This window comes from Streptomyces sp. NPDC127197, from assembly GCF_042672405.1.
GTDB classification, from domain to species: Bacteria; Actinomycetota; Actinomycetes; order Streptomycetales; family Streptomycetaceae; genus Streptomyces; species Streptomyces flavusporus.
In genome coordinates, this window is the sequence record NZ_JBHXVG010000021.1 from 154,449 (window position 1) to 170,447 (window position 15,999).

The following is a 15,999-nucleotide window of genomic DNA, read 5'->3' on the forward strand; positions in this document are numbered from 1 at the left end:
GAGTGCCCCGGCCCAGGCGCCCGCTGCCCAGAGTGCCCCCGACCTGGCGACCAGCAACCTCAGCGGCGGCATGACCACCAGGATCCCCCTCGGCCTGAGCGCCTCGGGCTCCAACTCGCTGATCCCCACGGCGAGGGAGGCCGCGGCCGCAGTGAACGGGGTCAAGCCGGCGCACGGCAACCTGTGGCTGTAGGGGGAAGACCCGCCGTGCGGAGCCGGCCCTCGGTGGAGTTCGAGGGCCGTCCCTCCGTGCGCACACACCTTGGGTCACCGGGACGGCCACCGTGATCACTTTCCTGGCCGCGCGGCGGTGACGGCGCAGGACCTTCCTCAGTTACGGCTACGGACAACGCGAACCGGACGAGGAGTGAACCATGGTCGTCAGCACGGGCGGAGTACCGGTGGGTGTCGAGGACGGAGTACCGGGCCCGGCGCGGCCCGGACCGGCGGGCAGAACACGGCGGGCGGTGGCTCGTGGTCTGCGCGCCTGCGCGCTCGCCGCCGCCCTGGCAACCCCGGTGGTCGCCGCCTTGCGCCCGCAGCGCCCCCTATCCGGCCCCGGGAACACCGCGGGCGACACCGCCTTCGACCAGACGTACCGCGGTCGCCGCATCCGCGGTGTGTGGACCCCGGCGCGCGGCGCGGCCGAGGACGGCCGTTGGCACGTCACCGTGGACGACCGCCCCCTGCATCTGATGCGCCGCGCCGACGGCACCTGGCTGACCATGGTCGACCACTACTGCTCGTACCGGACACCATTCGAGGCCGCCCGCGCCGCCGTCGACGAACTCGGCCTCGGTCAGCGGCTGCACGACCTGGCTCCGGGACCGGTGGACGCGGAACGCCGGCACATGGGAGACCGGCATGGCGTACGTGCGTAAGGACGCCGCCACGCTCACCGGCGCCGAGAAGCGCCGCTTCGTCAAGGCACTGCTGGAGGTCAAACGGCGGGGCGAGTACGACGAGTTCGTACGGATGCACATCGCGTACTTCTCCGCTGACGGCGAGCGCGGACTGCGCGCCGCGCACATGGCGCCCTCCTTCCTGCCCTGGCACCGCCGGTTCCTGCTCGATGTGGAGGGCGCGCTGCGCCGGGTCGACTCGTCGGTGACTGTGCCGTACTGGGACTGGACGCGCGACCGCACGACCACCTCCGCACCCTGGACGGCGGACCTCCTCGGCGGCAACGGGCGCCGCTCCGACCACCAGGTGATGACCGGTCCGTTCGCCCATCGTGAGGGCAACTGGAACATCAAGCACGTTGTGACCGAAGGGGCGTTCCTCACCCGGGACCTCGGCCGCCCCCGCAACCCGATCGACCTGCCCACGAAGAGCGATCTGGAGTGGGCGCTGAAGGACCCCGCCTACGACGTGGCGCCCTGGAACTCGACGGTCACCCGAGGTTTCCGCAACAAGCTGGAGGGCTGGGGCGCTGGCCGGGGCAGCCCGTCCTGGCGCAACCACAACCGGGTGCACCGCTGGGTCGGCGGGTCCATGCTCGGCGGCGCCTCCGTCAACGACCCCGTCTTCTTGCTGCACCACGCCTTCGTCGACCTGCAGTGGTACCGCTGGCAGCGCCGGCACCGGGGGGCCCGCTACCTCCCCGCGACACCGCCGGGCCCCGGCGACGAGCAGCACAACCGGATCGTGGCACGCCACCAGAAGCTGCCGCCGTGGGATGTGACCCCGGACGAGTTGGAGGACGTCAGCCGGATCTATCGGTACGCGTGAGATGACGCAGATTCAGCAGGTTCATGGGAAAGCCCCGGCGCCTCCGGCGCCGGGGCTTTCAGGTCAGGACTACCGACGTCACCAGACGTCAGTGGCATGCCGGGTCCCGTTATTACTTCTTGTGGCTCTCGTTCTTGCAGAAGTTGCCGACGGCCTTGTTGAGCCCGCCGATCACCGTGACGGTGTTTCCGCACACGTTGATTGGCACGTGGACCGGAACCTGGACCACGTTGCCGGACAGGACGCCGGGCGAGCCTACCGCCGCGGCCTTTGCGCCGGCGTCCGCCGCGGCGAGACCGGCCCCGCTGAGCACCACGGCGCTCGTGCCGAGAGCGACAGCGCCAACCTTCGCGATGCGAGACATCACGTTCTCCTTAGTGACTCGGTAAGTGCGGCAGCAGAACGCGCGACCGCACTTCAGCTCAACGCCACGGCCCTGTACCGGTTACGGCGATCATCTCCGGATCACCCTTCTTGAACAGGGGATTCGCCCGACGAGCGGTGGTTTGCGCTCATGGCCGCCCCCGGTTCTCACGACGCGGAGACGGCGCCGTCGGCTCGGACGGACGGCAGTCCGCTCCGTGACAGGCTCCGGCAGGTGCACGGCGACGAGGCCCTCTGCCTGCGGAGAGGAGTCACGCTCCAGGTCCTGAGTGGGGTCACCCGTCACCGTGACTGCTATCAGTGCCGTGAGTATCGCCCCGCCCGAAGCAGTCCTGATGCCTGCTGAGCTGCGCGTGACCCCGCTGTGAGCAGCGGCCGCCCAACGGCAGATGGTCGGACCTGACGACCTGGATGCCGCTATCCGTGTGTGCGCAGCAGCGCGACGACCTGCCTTTTTTCAGAAACTTACGCGGCTGGGTGTTTCGCCTGGCAAAAGCCGCTAAAAGCCGCATACAGTAGCGACTGTCAGTGACCAATCCGTAACGGATTGTGTCGACTCAAGAACGGAGAGGTAATGCGCAAGTACCAGAAGGCCGCAGTCGTCATGGCCATGCTCGGCAGCGTCGGCTTCCTCGGGGCTGGCGTCAGCCACGCCAGCAACGACGGCCCGAGCCTCGCGCTCGACAACCAGCAGAACCAGGAGTGTGGCAACGACCCCTCCAGCGGTTTCATCAACGCCCTCAACGACGTCAACCTGAGCGTCGCGATCCTCGGCACTGGCGGCGGGAACGAACCGACCAGCTGCGGTCAGAGCTACACCTTCGGCGGCTAGTGATCACTGATTAGGTGCAGGTCCCGGTGCCCGAAGCCAAGTGTCCGGGCCCGGGGCCTGCCCTGGCTTTTCGCCGATTCAAGCGTCCGGAACGTCTCTGTCGTCCAGTCACGGGGGAACGACCGTAAAGGAGAAGGTAGATGCTCAATTCAAAGAAGATCGCAGCGACAGCGGGAGTCCTGTGTGGCTTTGCTCTGATCGGTGCCGCCCCGGCCTTGGGGCATGATGGCTCCGGCAAGTGCATCGAAGACAGCAAGGGCAACGTTCGCTGCGTGCAAACGAGCGAATATCACTTCACCACCGACAAGCACGGAAATGTCCACATCGTCAACAAATCAACGCAAGTCTGCCCCGATTCGCAAGATTCGCAAGGCAAGCATGTCACCTGCACCATCAACGTCACCGTCGGTGGCAAGAAGCTCTGACGTCCAACCGAGGCAGCCGAGGCGCCTGCCGCGCGGTTCCTGCTGCCATTCCCTGGCGTTCACGTCGGCACACGTCTGAGCCGCCTGTCTCGCAGCCGCCGTGTCAGAGTGCTCCAACCAGCGTAAGTCCCCATCTGTACAGCGGAGAATGGCCGGGACCCAATTCTTGGGTCCCGGCCATCCCCGTGTTCTCCCGGCCCTGCACGGGGAGCAGTCATGGTCACAGTTCCTCTCACTGAGAACCATCTGACCCTCTCTCAACTCACTGCGCATCTCGTGATGCGCTAAACGGGAGGCGTCGCACTCGTGGGCGGCGCTGGAGGCGGTGGCAGCGGTGAACGGACCTTCTCCACCATCGCCGCTCCGTTTTGCGAGCCGATTCGCCGGGATGCGCCCGGTCAGCCACGGTTCTGGACGGCCCCCTTGAGGAATCGGCGCTGCATCTCGCGGGCGTATTCGGTGTTCTTGGCCGCTCGTTGCCGCGATTCCTCCGCGCGGCGTTCCAGCCACTCCTGCCGCTGTGCGGCGAACTCGGCCATGCGGGCGTCGCGCTGTTCGTACATGGCCTTGCGCAGGTCGTCCAGGCGGCTGCGGTCGGGAGTCGGGAGGTCCTTCAGCGAGGGGCCTTCCGGGCGGCGCGGGAGGCGCTGCTCGACGGGGAGGATGTCGAAACGGGGTCGGGCAGGGCCTGGTACCAGTAGGCGGTCGAGGCCCAGTCGTCCGACAGGTGCCTCGGCCTGGCGCTCGCTCACCCCACCGTGTCCCTGCCGCTGTCGTGCTCCTCACCCTCCTTCTCCAGCGCCGCATCGTGGCCGGACTCACGCTGGGCGCGGTCAAGAGCTGACAGGGGACGGCCTGTTCGTGGGGGGAAGCGTTGCCGGGATTCGCTCCAGGACGCCGCCCGCGAACACGTCGTACAGCGGCAGGGTTTCCAGGTGGACGTAGCCGATGTGGCAGTCGCAGACGGCCAGTGGGCAGGCGCGGGGACGCAGTGCACTCCGGTAGGAGCCGTCGTACAGGTTGCCCAGCTCCGACCGCACGAAGTGGCAGCGGCGCACTGTGCCCTCGCCGTTCACCGATATGACGGACTCGCCCGTCCGGCAGGGCAGGCCCGCGCTGCGGTGCGGGTGGCGGCTGTACGGGAAGAGCGGGTCGAGGGCGGACCACTGCTCGGCCTCGGCGTCCGTGTACGTGTGACCCTCGGCGGCGTTGACCCAGAGGTATACGTGGGCGGGGAGGTCGGCGCGGAGGCGATGTGCGTGCTCCAGGTGCTCGGGAAGGCCGACGACGCCGACGCTGTGGCGGACGCCGCGGGTGGCCAGGTCGTGGCATTTGGCCAGGAAGCGGTCGTACGGCGTCTGGCCGGGGTGGAAGGTGCACCACAGAGCGAGGGTGTCCAGGTCGGCGGTGTCCAGCCAGTCCGTGCGGCAGCTGAGATTGGTCTGGATCGCCACCCGGTGGATGTGCGACAGCCGGCTCAGTTCCGCGAGCGTGCGCCGGTACCAGGAGCGCACCAGGCCCTCGCCCCACGGCGTGAACAGCAGGGAGAGCCGGTCCTCCCGCTGTGCGGCCGCCCAGGTGGCGAAGCGTTCCAGCGCGGCGCGGTCGGCGGCCAGTTGGGCGCGGGTGTCCCGGCGCTTGGCGAAGGGGCAGTACGGGCAGTCGTAGTCGCACGACGCCAGCGGGCCACGGTAGAGGATCGTGAGGTCCATGCGGCTCCGTCACTTCGGTTCGTACGCGGCCATGCGCTCCCGCACGGCGGCGGAGAACAACTCGGGGCCCAGCGCGTCGGAGTGGGCCAGGCCCTCGGGGGAGAGCCGCAGGAGGTCCGGAGCGGCGGAGTCGTCCAGCCAGCCCCGGTCGTGGAACCGGGCCAGCTCGGCGGCGAAGTCGTCGCCGGGCGCGGTGCCGAAGCGGGTCCGGTAGTCCGCGACGGGCATGCCCTCGGCCTGCAGCAGTGACTGCAGCAGATGACGGCGCCGGGCCTCCTCTGCGCTCATCTGCCAGCCGAAGTCGGCGTGGCGGAAGTCGTCGGTCGCGCGGCCGGTGTAGTCGTCGATGATCCCGCGAATGCGGTGCATGTCCACGGCGTAGTCGAAGGAGTAGTGCAGCGTGGAGGTGTACGAACGGGCGCCGCAGCCGAGGCCGACCATGCCGTCGGTCTGGCACGCGTAGTCCTCCCCGCCGGTGGTGGGGGCGCCCACGCGGCGGAACATGCGCATCGACACCTGCTCGTAGCCCCGCGCGAACAGATGGTCGCGGCCGTAGCGGTACAGCCGCAGCCGCTGCTCGTCCCACTCGGCGTCGCCGAGCGCCGGGCCGCGGTGCCGGCCAAGACCGGTGAGCGGGCGCACGTAGAGGGGGTAGAGATACAACTCCTCCGGCTGCCAGGCGAGGGCGGCGTCGAGGGAATGGCGCCACGACTCCTCGGTCTGGCCTTCGATGCCATAGATCAGGTCGATGTTGAGGACGGGGATGCCGGCGTCGCGGATCCGGGCGAGGGCCGCCTCGACGTCCGCCCGGCGCTGGGGGCGTACGGCGGTTCGCGCCTCGGCGTCGACGAAGCTCTGCACACCCAGGCTCAGCCGCGTGGTGCCGCGCTCGGCCAGCACGGCCAGCCGGTCGGCGGTCGCCGTGGCGGGCGAGGCCTCCACGGACAGCGGGATCGCGGTCAGATCGGCGCCGAGGCCACGCTCGGCGAGATCGCACAGCCGCTCCAACTCCGCGGCCTCGAGGAACGTCGGAGTGCCGCCGCCGAAGGCCGCGCCGGCGAACCGCGCCCTGTCGCCCAGCGCCTCGCGCACCGCGGCCGCCTGACGTTCCAGCGCGTCCAGGTAGGCGGTGGTCAGGCCGTCGGGCGCCCCGATCCGGGTGAAGAGATTGCAGAAGCCGCAGCGCACCTCGCAGAAGGGTATGTGGAAGTAGAGCGAGAGGGCGTCCTTCGGCTCGTCCGCCCACAGCTCACGCAAGGACGCCTGCTCCCGGCTCAGCGGGCGGTACGCGGTCTTGTGCGGATACGCGTAGACGTAGTGCTGGTACGGGCGGACGGCGGGCGGGGCCGCCGATTCGGTGAGGGTCATCGGGCAGCCTCGTCGGGGAAGTCCAGGAAGAAGTGGGCGTAGGGCACGGTCCAGACGACGTCATGGCCGATGCGGTGGCCGGTGTAGCCGTCCTCGCCGTAGGCGGTGCCGTGGTCGGAGCAGACGATGGCGAAGCACGGACGGCGGCTGCAGGCGGCCGCGAAGAGCCGTCCCATGTGCCGGTCCACGTACTCAAGGGCTGCGGCGTGGGTAGCTCGGGTATCGCCCGCCTCGCGGGTGGCACCGGGCAGATGGAACCAGTTGGGCTGGTGCAGGGCCGACACGTTCACGAAGAGGAAGAGACGCTGCTCCTGGGGGAGTCCGGCGATCACCTTCTCGGCGCAGGCCACCTGTGCCTCGAAGGACGTGGGGGAGGTCACCCCGAACTCCGGGTCCCAGTGGCTCTCCTGGAACATGCCGGGCAGGACGGAGCCCAGCGGCCCCCGCTGGTTGAAGAAGCCCACGCCGCCGATACAGACGGTGCGGTAGCCGACGGCGGCCAGACCCGACACCAGATCGGGCGTGTCGTAGACGAAGGTGCCGTCTGCGGTGGTCTCGCTGCCTGCGAAGCGGGCGGCGAAGAGCCGCGGATGCGGACCCGGCGTGGCCGGTGTCGGCAGGAAGCCTGCGAACATCGCCTGGTGGGAGGCGTAGGTGAAGCTGCCGGGGGCGTGCCGGCGCTCCCAGACGCCGCCGGGCAGATGCCGGGCCAGGTTCGGGATGCGGCCGGCCGCCGCCAGCTCCTGAGCCACGTCGTGGCGGAGCGTGTCGAGGGTGACCAGCAGGAGGTCGTGGCTGCCCACGACCTCGCTCATGTCAGGCGGTGGCGTCATGGTGGTGCTCCTTGCGTTCTGTGCGCCGTACGGCGGCCGGTGCGGCGGCGACCTGCGCGGCGTAGGTGTCCAGGCCCTCGGCGCCGCTGCCGGGCAGGCCGGTCAGGCGGGGCAGCAGGTCCCCGAAGGCGTTCACCTCGCCGACGGTGAAGCGGCGCCACCCCGTGGCCGGCAGGATGTCCACGCCGACGCACAGCGTGCCCGGAAAGCACGCGGCCGCCCGCTCCGCCGTGTCCAGCGCGTCGTCGAAGCTGCCGCCCGCGGCCCGGATCGCCGCGCGTGCCGTGTCGAGGTCGCCGCGGACGCCGCCGAGGTGCAGATTCGTCATGGGGTGCCGACTGGTCCGTACGACGGCATGCGTGGCCCGTCCGGCGACCACGACCACCCGCAGATCGGCGGCCCGGCCGCCCTGCGATGCCTTGGGCAGCCACCGCTCGACGTGGATCCCGTCGGGGGCCAGCGCGTCGACGAGGGCGGCGATCTCGGGCTCCGAGGTGTAGTGGCGCACCCGGAGGGAGTTGTACAGGCGGCCGTCGGGAGCGGTCTCCACGGAGGTCGTCGCCTTCACCCGGCCGGGACCCGCCATGGCGAGTGCCACGACACCGGAGGCCGACGAGCCGTGTGCCGGCTTCACGAACGCCCGCGAGACACGGGCGGCCTTCAGCTGCTCCCTGAGCTCCTCCCAGCCGCCGACCGGACCCGTCAGGGCCGGGGGCACCGGGACGCCCGTGGCGGCGAGCCGGGCATGGCAGCGCCGCTTGTCGAACATCACCGCGACATCTTCCGGGTCGGCGGAAGGTACCGCGCCCGCACGGTGCGCCGCGCCCGTCACGTCCCGGACCGCAGCGGTGAAACGTCGGTGCCACAGAGCCGTTCCTTCGACCCGGGCGGGATCGTCGGTGCCCCGCAGCAGCCGGTCGACCTCGGCGTTCTCGCCGGGGGAGTCGATCCGTACGAACTCGCCCGACGTGAAGGCGTACCGCCCGCGCAGCACGTCCCGCCAGGCGAGCACGCGTGGTGCCGGGTGGCCCGCCGCGCGGACGGCGTCGGCGAACATCGTCGTCCGCCGGTTCTCCGGATTGCCGACCACGGCGAACCGAAGGCCGGTACCGGAGACGGGGCGCCGCACCCGGGAACTATTCGGAGACAGCGACATAGCGCCACTCCTCGTCCCGCCAGCGGTGCGGCGTCTGATGTTCCGACAGGTCCACCTCGGTCCCGGCGGAGCCGAGGGCCGTACGGACCCGGTCGGCCACGGCCTCGCTCAGGAAGTGGTGATGCAGGTCCAGCCGCTTGAGATGGGTCAAGGGCTGGCCCTGGAGCAGTGCCTCGGCGCCGGTGTCGGTGAGGGTGCCCATGGACAGACTCAGCGACTCCAGTTGTGCCACGACCGGTGCCGAGGCAACCGCCGCCGCGATCTCGTCCTGCAACTCGCTGTCCTGCAGGCCGAGATGGCGCAGCGCCGGGAAGCGTCCGCCGGCCAGGAGCGGCGCGAGGTCGGCGATCGTCGTGTCGCCGCCGTACTGCGACACTCCGAGCCACAGCTCCAGACGCTCCAGCGCGGGCAGTTCGCACGCGCCGACCGCCCGCACCACCTGCCCGGGCAGGCCACCCGACTCGAACCGCAGCACACGCAGTGTGTCGTGGCGCACCGGGCGCAGCGACAGGGGCTCCTCGCCGAGCCCCTGTGAGTCGCCGCCGCGGACGCCGAACTCCTCCAGCAGAGGGAAGGCCTCCAGGACGGGGGTGACATCGGTGAGCTGCAGCCAGGAGATCTCGCACTCCTCGCTGGTGACGTCGGCGAGGAACAGCGCGCGCAGCGCGGGGAAGCGCTCCGCGTCGGCCAGGATCAGCTCCAGCGCCGGACGCAGGTCGCTGTACTCGTCGTCCCACCAGGGCCCGATGACCAGGGCCCGTACATCCGTGCTCGGCACCCGGTCCGTGAAGCTCCGCCACAGCTCGGCGAATGGTGTTTCCCAGCCGCAGTCCAGTCGCCAGGCCACGCCGTCCGCGTCCGGAAGCCTCTCCTGACGTGGCCCGGGCAGGGTGAGGACGGGCAGCCCGTGGAAGGTCTCGAAGTGATCGGCGAAGGTCATGACGGCCTCATTCCGCGACGGCGGTGAAGCGGTGGACGACGCCGTCGTCCTCCCACGTCTCGCCGGGCTCGGACAGGTCGACCTCGACGCCGGACGGCTCCAGTGCCGCCCGGATCCGCTGGGTCACCGGCTCGGTGACGAAGTTGTGGTGGAGGTCCAGCCAGGTCAGGTGGGTGAGTGGCTGGCCGTCGAGCAGCGCCGTCACGCCCTCGTCGGTGAGCACGCCGAGGGACAGGTCGAGCGACTTCAGCTGGGCGACGACCGGGGCCCCGGCGACGGCGGCGGCTATCTCGTCCTGGATCTCGCTGTTGCGCAGGCCGAGATGGCGCAGCGCCGGGAAGCGTCCGCCGGCCAGGAGCGGCGCGAGGTCGGCGACCGTCGTGTCGCCGCCGTACTCCTCGACACCGAGCCACATTTCGAGGTACTCCAGCGCGGGGAGCTCGCTGGCGGCGACACCGCGCACGACTTCGCCGGGCAGGCCGCCGGCCTCGAAGCAGAGCGTGCGCAGGTGCTTGTGCCGGACCGCCGGGAAGCGCAGTCCGGTGCCGCCACGGATCCCGAACTCCTCCAGCAGCGGATAGGCCTCGAGGACCGGCGTGACATCGGACTGCTCGATCCAGGAGATCTCCGCCTCCTCCATCTCCAGGTCCCCGATGAACACGGCTCGAAGCGAGGTCAGTCGGTCCCGGGCGTCCACGAGGCGCTGCACGATGCCGCTGGAGTCGTTGTCGTACGGCTCACCCCACTGCCCCACGACGATCGCGCGGACACCCGTGGGGTCCACGGAGTCGAGGAAGCGGTCCCACAGGTCACCGAACCCCTCCTCCGAGGAGTCCCCGTAAGGATCGACGGCCAGCCGCCAGGCCACGCCGTCCGCCTCCGGCAGCTCCCGACCCGCGCCGGGCTCGGGGAAGTCGAAGGCCGGGAGGCCGTGCAGTTCCTGCAGATGCTCGACGTGGGACATGGTCGCGGGTCTCCTGAGGTGGACGGGCGCTGCTCGTGCGGAGAGTTCTACCAAGTCGCTCTGACAACACCGTCGACGGGCCGTGCGGCCCCGGTCCGAGGGGCGTTGTCAGACCCCCGGCGTAGCGTCGTGGTCATCGGTCGGCGAGGCGCCGACGGCGAAGGGAGACATGCATGTACCGGCAGGGGGATGTCCTGATCGTGCCCATCGCGGAGGCGGCCGTGCTGCCGGGCACGGACCGGCTGCCGCGGCAGCCGCGGGACGCGCGGGGGAGGCTCGTGCTGGCGCTCGGTGAGGTCACCGGGCACGCCCACGCGGTGGTGGGGCCAGGGACTCTGGTCCGCGAGGCCGGGCCGTTCGGTGCCTCCTACCTCCATCTCCCGGACGGTGGGCGGGTGGTGCACGAGGAGCACGCGGCGATACCGCTGCCCAAGGGCTGGTACCGGGTGGTGCGGCAGCGTGAGTACGTGCCTGGCGCGGTGCGCGTCGTGGCGGACTGAGGAAACGGGGGAGCGGCACGATGACGACGCCGATGGAGACGGCGCAGGTGGACACGATGGTGCTGTGGCGCGAGGTGGTTGCGACGACCGGCCCGGCAGACCGCGCGGCTGCCGAGGGTGGCGTGCGCCTTGCCTACCGGCTGGCGGGCCTGCCCGAGCCGGAGCGCATCGTCTGGGCGGGCTCGCCCCGCGAGGGCGCGGCACTGGCCGCACGGCTCACGGCGGAGGGCACGGCCGGCCGAAGCGTCCGCGACGCGGTGCGCACCCGGCCGTGGGCCGCCGTGCGGGAGCGCGTCCTCGACCGGCTGGGGCCGACCGGCTGGGCCGAGCGCTGGGCCCTGACGGGCGCCCAGCTCTGGGACACCACGGTCATGCTGACCGAGCGCATACGAACCGGCGCGGTCGAGGCCTTGGCCGGTGTGCCGGGAGGTGAGCAGGCTGTCCGGCTGGTGCTGCTCGACGCGGTTCTGGGGCAGCACGACGCGGCGTGGCTGGCAGCCTTCGACGGCCAGGACGGCGGGGAGGAGCTCGACGGGATCGCCGCGGTCGCCCGCGCCGCAGGCTGGTGGTGGCCGTACGAGAAGACCGCGATCGTCTGCGAACGCCCCGTGGAGCTGCACCGGGACGAGGCGGGTCGGCTCGATCGCGGGGACGGACCGGCGCTCGCCTTCCCCGACGGGTTCGCGCTGCACGCCTGGCGCGGCATGCCGGTCCCCGCCGAATTCCTCGGCCAACTGGGCGGGCTGACCCCGCGGCGGATACGCGAGGAGGAGAATGCCGAGCTGCGCCGCGTGATGCTGGAGCACTACGGCTACGAGCGCTATCTGGAGGAGTCCGGGGCCGAGCCCGTGCAGCGGGACGACGCAGGTGTGCTGTGGCGTATCGAACTGGAGGGGGACGAGCCGCTGGTGATGGTCGAGGTGGTCAACTCCACCCCGGAGCCCGACGGTACCCACCGCACTTACTGGCTGCGGGTGCCGCCGCGGACCCGGACCGCCCGGGAGGGCGTCGCCTGGACCTTCGGACTGGAGGAGGCCGACTACGTACCGGAAAAGGAGACCTGAGCCGGTTCCAGCGTGTCCGCGCCGATGAGCAGCGAGACCGCCCTCGGCTGTGCAGGGGCGGCGCCGAGGCAGGCGCAGTCGGCGAGTCCGAGACGTGCAGGGGCGTCGCCCGCACCGGCGGGGGCGATCACTGGAGCGGACGGAGCGTTGACCGGGACATGTCGTGGCGAGCTCCCGGCGATGTGCGGTCAGCTCGCCGAGGTCGGCCGGGACGGGGGCCGGGCAGGTCTGGTACTCCTCTTCGTCCTCGTCCACGAGTTCCCGGGCGGCGAGGGCGGACGGTCATGCGAGGTAGAGGGGGCGCAGGTCGTCGGCGGCGAGTACGTCGCGTACGCCGATGAGGGCGGCCAGCGAGTCGTCGGCGCCCTCGAGTGAGGGCATGACGCAGGCGTCCACCTGCGGCGATGTCGAACCGGCTCGGACAGTCCTTCGGGGGGCGCCGCTGTATGCGTCACGTCATCGGAAGGGTCATCGGTACTTCAGGTGCTGCACCTGGCCTGCGGGAACACGCAAAGTAGCGGAGCGCCCCCGGCAGGACTCGAACCTGCGGCCAAGCGCTTAGAAGGCGCTGGGGCAATTCACAGGAAGACCGATTCTGAACTGGCCTTATTCTCAAGTGGTGTTGGGTTGGTCGGTGACTTCGACACGCATTCGACAGGCCGGGGTTGGCCGCAGGTGGTCAGGCGCGGCGCCATGCTTCGAAGAAGCGCTCGCGGTCCTCTGACGTTTCGAACTCCCGCCGACCGGCCAGCGCGACGCGCCATGCACTCATCTCAGCGTCCCGTAGCCACAGCTCGCCCCCGTATCGGCCACTGACGCCGATGGTGCCGTTGTCGAGGGCTGAGCCGATGATTTCCGCCACGTCGGTGCGCTGAGACGGCGTCAGCTCCTCCAGGAAGCTCAGGACGCGGGAGGCAATACCGCCTTCGTTGCCGTCATGGATCCGGTCGAAGAAGGGGCCGCCCATATTGGCAGGGTGGATGTTCCAGGCTGCGCTGCCCCCAGCGTCGCGGATGCGCTCCCAGAAGCCTTTCCCTTCTGGGGTTCCCGGCAACGGAAGCGCCGCGAACAGGTCGATCAAGTGACCGTTGGCAGCTTGGCTGTACGCGGTACAGGCACGAGCCCTCTGGTGATCACTGAGCGTAGAGACCTCCATGATCACTCGGGCTCGTGCCTGCATTGCATCCAGGGCGCTCTGGAGCGGCGACTTCGCCTACCGCCGGTCGCTCTTACCCGCGCTGCCTACTGCCGGGCACTCTCAGTCAGGGCTTGGTGGCGGTGAGGACGCCGATCTTGTCGATGCGGTGTTCGGGGTTGTTCTGTGCGTCCCGCCAGAAGTTGCCCGCCGCGTTGTCCTCGGGCGTGAGGCAGGTGGTCACGGTGATCATCGCGCGGGTGGGGGCGGTGCCGGGGGAGCCGGGGACAGCGGCGCGCTGTGCGTTCATGGAGGCCTGCGACCGGAAGGAGGTCGTCCGGGTCCCGGTGATCGTGTACTCGTACGTCACACCACCGGCGGTCACGAACACGGACGCGCCTGCCGGCAGCGAGGGCAGCGCCCGCAGCGGCCCGCCTGCCGAGACGCGGTGCCCGGTGACGATGTAGTTGCCCACGTCGCCGGGGCCGACGCCACCGCCGGGGCCGTGCGGGCTGGCGGCCACGCCCTGGTCCTGGATCCGGGTGCCTGGCGCGTCGTCGGGACTGCCCTGGTACGGGACCACAGGCAGTCCGGACACGCCGATGGCGGGAATCGACAGCGTTGCGGCCTGGATGCGGGTGGGGGCCTGGGTGTCTGCCGCGGCCGGGTTGGACGGGGCTGCGGCCGGGTCGGCCTGGGCACCGGGCGGGTTGGACGGGGCTGCGGGCGGCTCGGATGAGGCTGCGGCCGGGTCGGACGGGGCCGCGGGCGTCGTCAGCAGGCCATACATGGGCACCGCGGCGTCGGTGCTCGGTCGTTGGGGGGTGCTCTCGGCTGCGGCGCTTTCAGCTGTCGCGCCTGCCAAAGCCGTCAGCGCGAGGACCCCCGTGGTTATGGGCACGGCGAAGTTGGCTCGTATTCGCTTCCTTCGAGTGTTCATACCTTCGAACATTAGGGCGGTTATCCGGCGGAGTCGCGCACATGTGGGCCAATCGGGTGAGAACCGTTCGCCGGACTGCTGGTTCCTGCCTCGAAGCGGCAGTTCTCAGAGTGCCCCGCGACGCGCGAAGCCTACTGCCGGGCACTCTTAGCCTGTTTGACCATGGCCAGTGGCCAGCGGCTGTGGTCGCGGTGGTTGCTGTACTTCTCTGCTGCACAGCCGGGCCTGGTGACTACCGCTTTAGGAGTTCGATCAAGCCGCCTCAGCGGTCAGCTGCTGCTACGCCTGCGCCGATGCCTACGACCGCCCGAAATCGCCGGCGTCCGGTGCCGTTGATGTCAGCCGTGGATGTCAGGCGACACCGTCTGATTCCGTCACGGCCGACGGTAAGCCGCACGATCGGTTCCGGGTATCGGGTCCCGGGCCAGGCTCACGTAGCAGGGGTACTCGGGGTCACCCACTTCCAGGAGTGCGAACAGATCGACGTCATGTCGGGCGAAGCGATGGAGGTACTGCAGGAACAGTTCCAGTTCCTCGTCGGAGAGCGGTTCGTCGTGTCGGTCGTTTCGCACGCCCACACCATACGGCTGGCCCAGGTGCGGTGACCTCTTCGTCCCGAACGCGATCGGGCCCCTTTGTGACCTTGATTCGTACTTGCTGACCTGCTCGTTCGGTTCCGACACTGTCCATTACCGTCCGGGACGGTCTTCGCGCGGCTACCTCGTTTGGCCCCCTGTTTGGCCCCCCGGCAGAGCTTCGCTCCTGCCGCGTTCGAGCTGGTCAGGATGTGCGTCGAAGGGGTGGAGCTTGGGCATACGCTCCGCGAGTGATCTCGGTTAGCGGGGGTTGTGTGCTGGGGCCGCAGAGCCCGGTGGTGGAGGTGAGGTGTTTGCTGAACACCCATCGCAGGCAGGAGTTCGCCCGGAGAGGACCGCGGTCGCCGGGCCGATAGTGGAGGACTGGCAGCCATGCCCAGCGCCGTCCCGGCTTGCTGCGGCCGGTCACCTTGCGCCCGGGCTGGGGCAGGTGCAGCTGAAGCCAGAACCGCAAACGGCTCGCGCTCCTGGCCATCGGCAATCCCAGGTACGCCGAAGCCCGCGGCGATCTCGGCGAGCCAGTCGACGGGCAGCGCGTTCTCTCGCTCCCGCCACACCTCGCGGGCGACCTGCTTGGACGCCCACCACCACAGCATCACCTGGTGCGCATCGGCCACCAGCGCGTGGCTGGCCGGACCCAGGCGGTGGTTGAAGGCCTGGTGCCGCCGAAGAGCCCGGGCAATGTCGGGGACAGGCGTGGTGTCGATGAGATATCCCCCGTCGTCCCCGCACTGCCAGCGCCGCCCGCAGGCGCACGGCCGCGACCAGCCACGCTCCCTCCTCCACACACAGAGGGCAGGCCTTCAGCGATCCGGCGCCCGGCTCCTGGGCCACGCTGTGACGCGCACCGCGGCTCGGTCGAGGTCCAGCATCGTCTCGGCGCGGAGACCGGGAAGGGCGCGCCGCAGTTGCTCCTGGTCCCGTTCCACCAGCCTGGTGAGCCGTGCCATGGCCTCAGTGCTGACCATGACCTCCTGTCGGGCGGGGTGTACGTCCGCCGCGCTTCGTGGCAGCCGGCCGGTGTGCAGCGTCTTCGGCAGGCGCGGGAACTCGAGGCCGTTCGCAGTGGCGGTGCGGCTGAGGTACGAGGCGTTCGTCTCGCCGTGAATCAGCAGAACCCTAATCGACAGGTCCGACGGTATGAGAGGTGTGCTGGTCGTACGGGCTCGTGCCCGCGAGCCGCTGGTGCGCTGCGACATGAGCAGACCGTACGCCGATGTGGCCTGTGAATGGCGCCTCAGGCGAGCACGACAGCCAACTGCACAGTTCACCCTGCACCGGATGGCCGTTTCGGCCGTGGACAAGGCCTCTATGGAGTCAGGCAGCTCTACGTTCTTGAGCGGGCTGGTCCTCCCATTCGTAGGGTGAGGGCGCCCAGGGGAGCTGGGTGTGGCTCTCAGGCGGCTGCCGACCATGGCT

General features: G+C 70.1%; 18 protein-coding genes, 1 tRNA gene and 1 pseudogene. 7 read left to right on the forward strand and 13 right to left on the reverse strand.

Going from position 1 to position 15,999, the window contains the following annotated elements; genetic code table 11:
* The 3 genes and pseudogenes from ACFVJQ_RS28925 to ACFVJQ_RS28935 form a co-directional block, all read left to right on the forward strand.
* Positions 1-193 (forward strand): annotated as a pseudogene (locus ACFVJQ_RS28925) (hypothetical protein); the annotation flags it as partial.
* 181 nt (positions 194-374) lie between these two features.
* Positions 375-881 carry a tyrosinase family oxidase copper chaperone gene (locus ACFVJQ_RS28930; RefSeq protein WP_385788323.1) on the forward strand — a complete coding sequence of 169 codons (507 nt, stop codon included), beginning with the start codon at positions 375-377 and terminating at the stop codon, positions 879-881.
* Positions 865-1,731 carry a tyrosinase family protein gene (locus tag ACFVJQ_RS28935; RefSeq protein WP_385788326.1) on the forward strand — a complete coding sequence of 289 codons (867 nt, stop codon included), beginning with the start codon at positions 865-867 and terminating at the stop codon, positions 1,729-1,731. Before ACFVJQ_RS28930 ends, ACFVJQ_RS28935 begins: the two co-directional genes overlap by 17 nt.
* Before the next feature lie 112 nt (positions 1,732-1,843).
* On the opposite strand, the gene ACFVJQ_RS28940 is transcribed toward ACFVJQ_RS28935, so the two are convergent.
* On the reverse strand, positions 1,844-2,095 hold the full coding sequence (locus ACFVJQ_RS28940) for a chaplin (protein ID WP_385788329.1): 252 nt from the start codon (positions 2,093-2,095) through the stop codon (positions 1,844-1,846).
* A gap of 594 nt (positions 2,096-2,689) precedes the next feature.
* Here ACFVJQ_RS28940 and ACFVJQ_RS28945 point away from each other — a divergent pair.
* On the forward strand, positions 2,690-2,947 hold the full coding sequence (locus ACFVJQ_RS28945; RefSeq protein ID WP_385788332.1) for a hypothetical protein: 258 nt from the start codon (positions 2,690-2,692) through the stop codon (positions 2,945-2,947).
* Between the two features lie 140 nt (positions 2,948-3,087).
* Positions 3,088-3,372, forward strand: a complete 285-nt coding sequence (locus tag ACFVJQ_RS28950; RefSeq protein ID WP_385788335.1) for a hypothetical protein — start codon at positions 3,088-3,090, stop codon at positions 3,370-3,372.
* A 398-nt stretch (positions 3,373-3,770) separates the two neighbouring features.
* Here the strand turns inward: ACFVJQ_RS28950 and ACFVJQ_RS28955 are convergent, their stop codons facing one another.
* The 7 genes from ACFVJQ_RS28955 to ACFVJQ_RS28985 all read right to left on the reverse strand — a co-directional run bounded on the left by ACFVJQ_RS28955 (position 3,771) and on the right by ACFVJQ_RS28985 (position 10,345).
* Positions 3,771-4,124, reverse strand: coding sequence for a hypothetical protein (locus tag ACFVJQ_RS28955; RefSeq protein ID WP_385788338.1), 354 nt, complete (start codon positions 4,122-4,124; stop codon positions 3,771-3,773).
* A gap of 81 nt (positions 4,125-4,205) precedes the next feature.
* Positions 4,206-5,084, reverse strand: coding sequence for an STM4011 family radical SAM protein (locus tag ACFVJQ_RS28960; RefSeq protein ID WP_385788341.1), 879 nt, complete (start codon positions 5,082-5,084; stop codon positions 4,206-4,208).
* 9 nt (positions 5,085-5,093) lie between these two features.
* On the reverse strand, positions 5,094-6,452 hold the full coding sequence (locus ACFVJQ_RS28965) for an STM4012 family radical SAM protein (protein WP_385788344.1): 1,359 nt from the start codon (positions 6,450-6,452) through the stop codon (positions 5,094-5,096).
* Positions 6,449-7,267 (reverse strand): STM4013/SEN3800 family hydrolase, encoded by an 819-nt coding sequence (locus ACFVJQ_RS28970; RefSeq protein WP_385788374.1) that lies wholly within the window; start codon positions 7,265-7,267, stop codon positions 6,449-6,451. The genes ACFVJQ_RS28965 and ACFVJQ_RS28970 overlap by 4 nt, the downstream gene beginning before the upstream one ends.
* A 1-nt stretch (position 7,268) precedes the next feature.
* Positions 7,269-8,441 carry an STM4014 family protein gene (locus tag ACFVJQ_RS28975; RefSeq protein WP_385788347.1) on the reverse strand — a complete coding sequence of 391 codons (1,173 nt, stop codon included), beginning with the start codon at positions 8,439-8,441 and terminating at the stop codon, positions 7,269-7,271.
* On the reverse strand, positions 8,422-9,381 hold the full coding sequence (locus ACFVJQ_RS28980) for an STM4015 family protein (RefSeq protein WP_385788350.1): 960 nt from the start codon (positions 9,379-9,381) through the stop codon (positions 8,422-8,424). Before ACFVJQ_RS28980 ends, ACFVJQ_RS28975 begins: the two co-directional genes overlap by 20 nt.
* Positions 9,382-9,388: 7 nt before the next feature.
* Complete coding sequence (locus ACFVJQ_RS28985; RefSeq protein ID WP_385788353.1) at positions 9,389-10,345, reverse strand: STM4015 family protein; 957 nt, start codon at positions 10,343-10,345, stop codon at positions 9,389-9,391.
* Positions 10,346-10,518: 173 nt separating this feature from the next.
* On the opposite strand from ACFVJQ_RS28985, the gene ACFVJQ_RS28990 reads away from it, so the two are divergent.
* Together ACFVJQ_RS28990 and ACFVJQ_RS28995 are read left to right on the forward strand one after the other, a co-directional pair.
* Positions 10,519-10,845, forward strand: coding sequence for a hypothetical protein (locus tag ACFVJQ_RS28990; RefSeq protein ID WP_385788356.1), 327 nt, complete (start codon positions 10,519-10,521; stop codon positions 10,843-10,845).
* 20 nt (positions 10,846-10,865) lie between these two features.
* Positions 10,866-11,909: a DUF6745 domain-containing protein gene (locus ACFVJQ_RS28995; RefSeq protein ID WP_385788359.1), complete on the forward strand. Its 1,044-nt coding sequence runs from the start codon at positions 10,866-10,868 to the stop codon at positions 11,907-11,909.
* A 523-nt stretch (positions 11,910-12,432) separates the two neighbouring features.
* Here ACFVJQ_RS28995 and ACFVJQ_RS29000 read toward each other — a convergent pair.
* The 5 genes from ACFVJQ_RS29000 to ACFVJQ_RS29020 form a co-directional block, all read right to left on the reverse strand.
* Positions 12,433-12,514, reverse strand: a tRNA-Arg gene (locus ACFVJQ_RS29000).
* Between the two features lie 74 nt (positions 12,515-12,588).
* Positions 12,589-12,990 carry a hypothetical protein gene (locus ACFVJQ_RS29005; protein WP_385788362.1) on the reverse strand — a complete coding sequence of 134 codons (402 nt, stop codon included), beginning with the start codon at positions 12,988-12,990 and terminating at the stop codon, positions 12,589-12,591.
* Between the two features lie 181 nt (positions 12,991-13,171).
* Positions 13,172-13,834 carry a sortase domain-bontaining protein gene (locus ACFVJQ_RS29010; protein ID WP_385788377.1) on the reverse strand — a complete coding sequence of 221 codons (663 nt, stop codon included), beginning with the start codon at positions 13,832-13,834 and terminating at the stop codon, positions 13,172-13,174.
* 524 nt (positions 13,835-14,358) lie between these two features.
* Positions 14,359-14,556 (reverse strand): hypothetical protein, encoded by a 198-nt coding sequence (locus ACFVJQ_RS29015; protein ID WP_385788365.1) that lies wholly within the window; start codon positions 14,554-14,556, stop codon positions 14,359-14,361.
* A gap of 827 nt (positions 14,557-15,383) precedes the next feature.
* Positions 15,384-15,779: a hypothetical protein gene (locus tag ACFVJQ_RS29020; RefSeq protein ID WP_385788368.1), complete on the reverse strand. Its 396-nt coding sequence runs from the start codon at positions 15,777-15,779 to the stop codon at positions 15,384-15,386.
* Between the last annotated feature and the right edge of the window lie 220 nt (positions 15,780-15,999).

Excerpts from the sequence above, each read along its gene's own strand:
- ACFVJQ_RS28930 (WP_385788323.1), top strand. The coding sequence starts at position 375 with ATGGTCGTCAGCACGGGCGGAGTACCGGTGGGTGTCGAGGACGGAGTA.
- ACFVJQ_RS28990 (WP_385788356.1), top strand. The coding sequence starts at position 10,519 with ATGTACCGGCAGGGGGATGTCCTGATCGTGCCCATCGCGGAGGCGGCC.
- ACFVJQ_RS29010 (WP_385788377.1), bottom strand. The coding sequence starts at position 13,834 with ATGTATGGCCTGCTGACGACGCCCGCGGCCCCGTCCGACCCGGCCGCA.
- ACFVJQ_RS28950 (WP_385788335.1), top strand. The coding sequence starts at position 3,088 with ATGCTCAATTCAAAGAAGATCGCAGCGACAGCGGGAGTCCTGTGTGGC.
- ACFVJQ_RS28965 (WP_385788344.1), bottom strand. The coding sequence starts at position 6,452 with ATGACCCTCACCGAATCGGCGGCCCCGCCCGCCGTCCGCCCGTACCAG.
- ACFVJQ_RS28995 (WP_385788359.1), top strand. The coding sequence starts at position 10,866 with ATGACGACGCCGATGGAGACGGCGCAGGTGGACACGATGGTGCTGTGG.
- ACFVJQ_RS28935 (WP_385788326.1), top strand. The coding sequence starts at position 865 with ATGGCGTACGTGCGTAAGGACGCCGCCACGCTCACCGGCGCCGAGAAG.
- ACFVJQ_RS28980 (WP_385788350.1), bottom strand. The coding sequence starts at position 9,381 with ATGACCTTCGCCGATCACTTCGAGACCTTCCACGGGCTGCCCGTCCTC.
- ACFVJQ_RS28975 (WP_385788347.1), bottom strand. The coding sequence starts at position 8,441 with ATGTCGCTGTCTCCGAATAGTTCCCGGGTGCGGCGCCCCGTCTCCGGT.
- ACFVJQ_RS28970 (WP_385788374.1), bottom strand. The coding sequence starts at position 7,267 with ATGAGCGAGGTCGTGGGCAGCCACGACCTCCTGCTGGTCACCCTCGAC.
- ACFVJQ_RS29020 (WP_385788368.1), bottom strand. The coding sequence starts at position 15,779 with ATGTCGCAGCGCACCAGCGGCTCGCGGGCACGAGCCCGTACGACCAGC.
- ACFVJQ_RS28985 (WP_385788353.1), bottom strand. The coding sequence starts at position 10,345 with ATGTCCCACGTCGAGCATCTGCAGGAACTGCACGGCCTCCCGGCCTTC.
- ACFVJQ_RS28960 (WP_385788341.1), bottom strand. The coding sequence starts at position 5,084 with ATGGACCTCACGATCCTCTACCGTGGCCCGCTGGCGTCGTGCGACTAC.
- ACFVJQ_RS28940 (WP_385788329.1), bottom strand. The coding sequence starts at position 2,095 with ATGTCTCGCATCGCGAAGGTTGGCGCTGTCGCTCTCGGCACGAGCGCC.
- ACFVJQ_RS28945 (WP_385788332.1), top strand. The coding sequence starts at position 2,690 with ATGCGCAAGTACCAGAAGGCCGCAGTCGTCATGGCCATGCTCGGCAGC.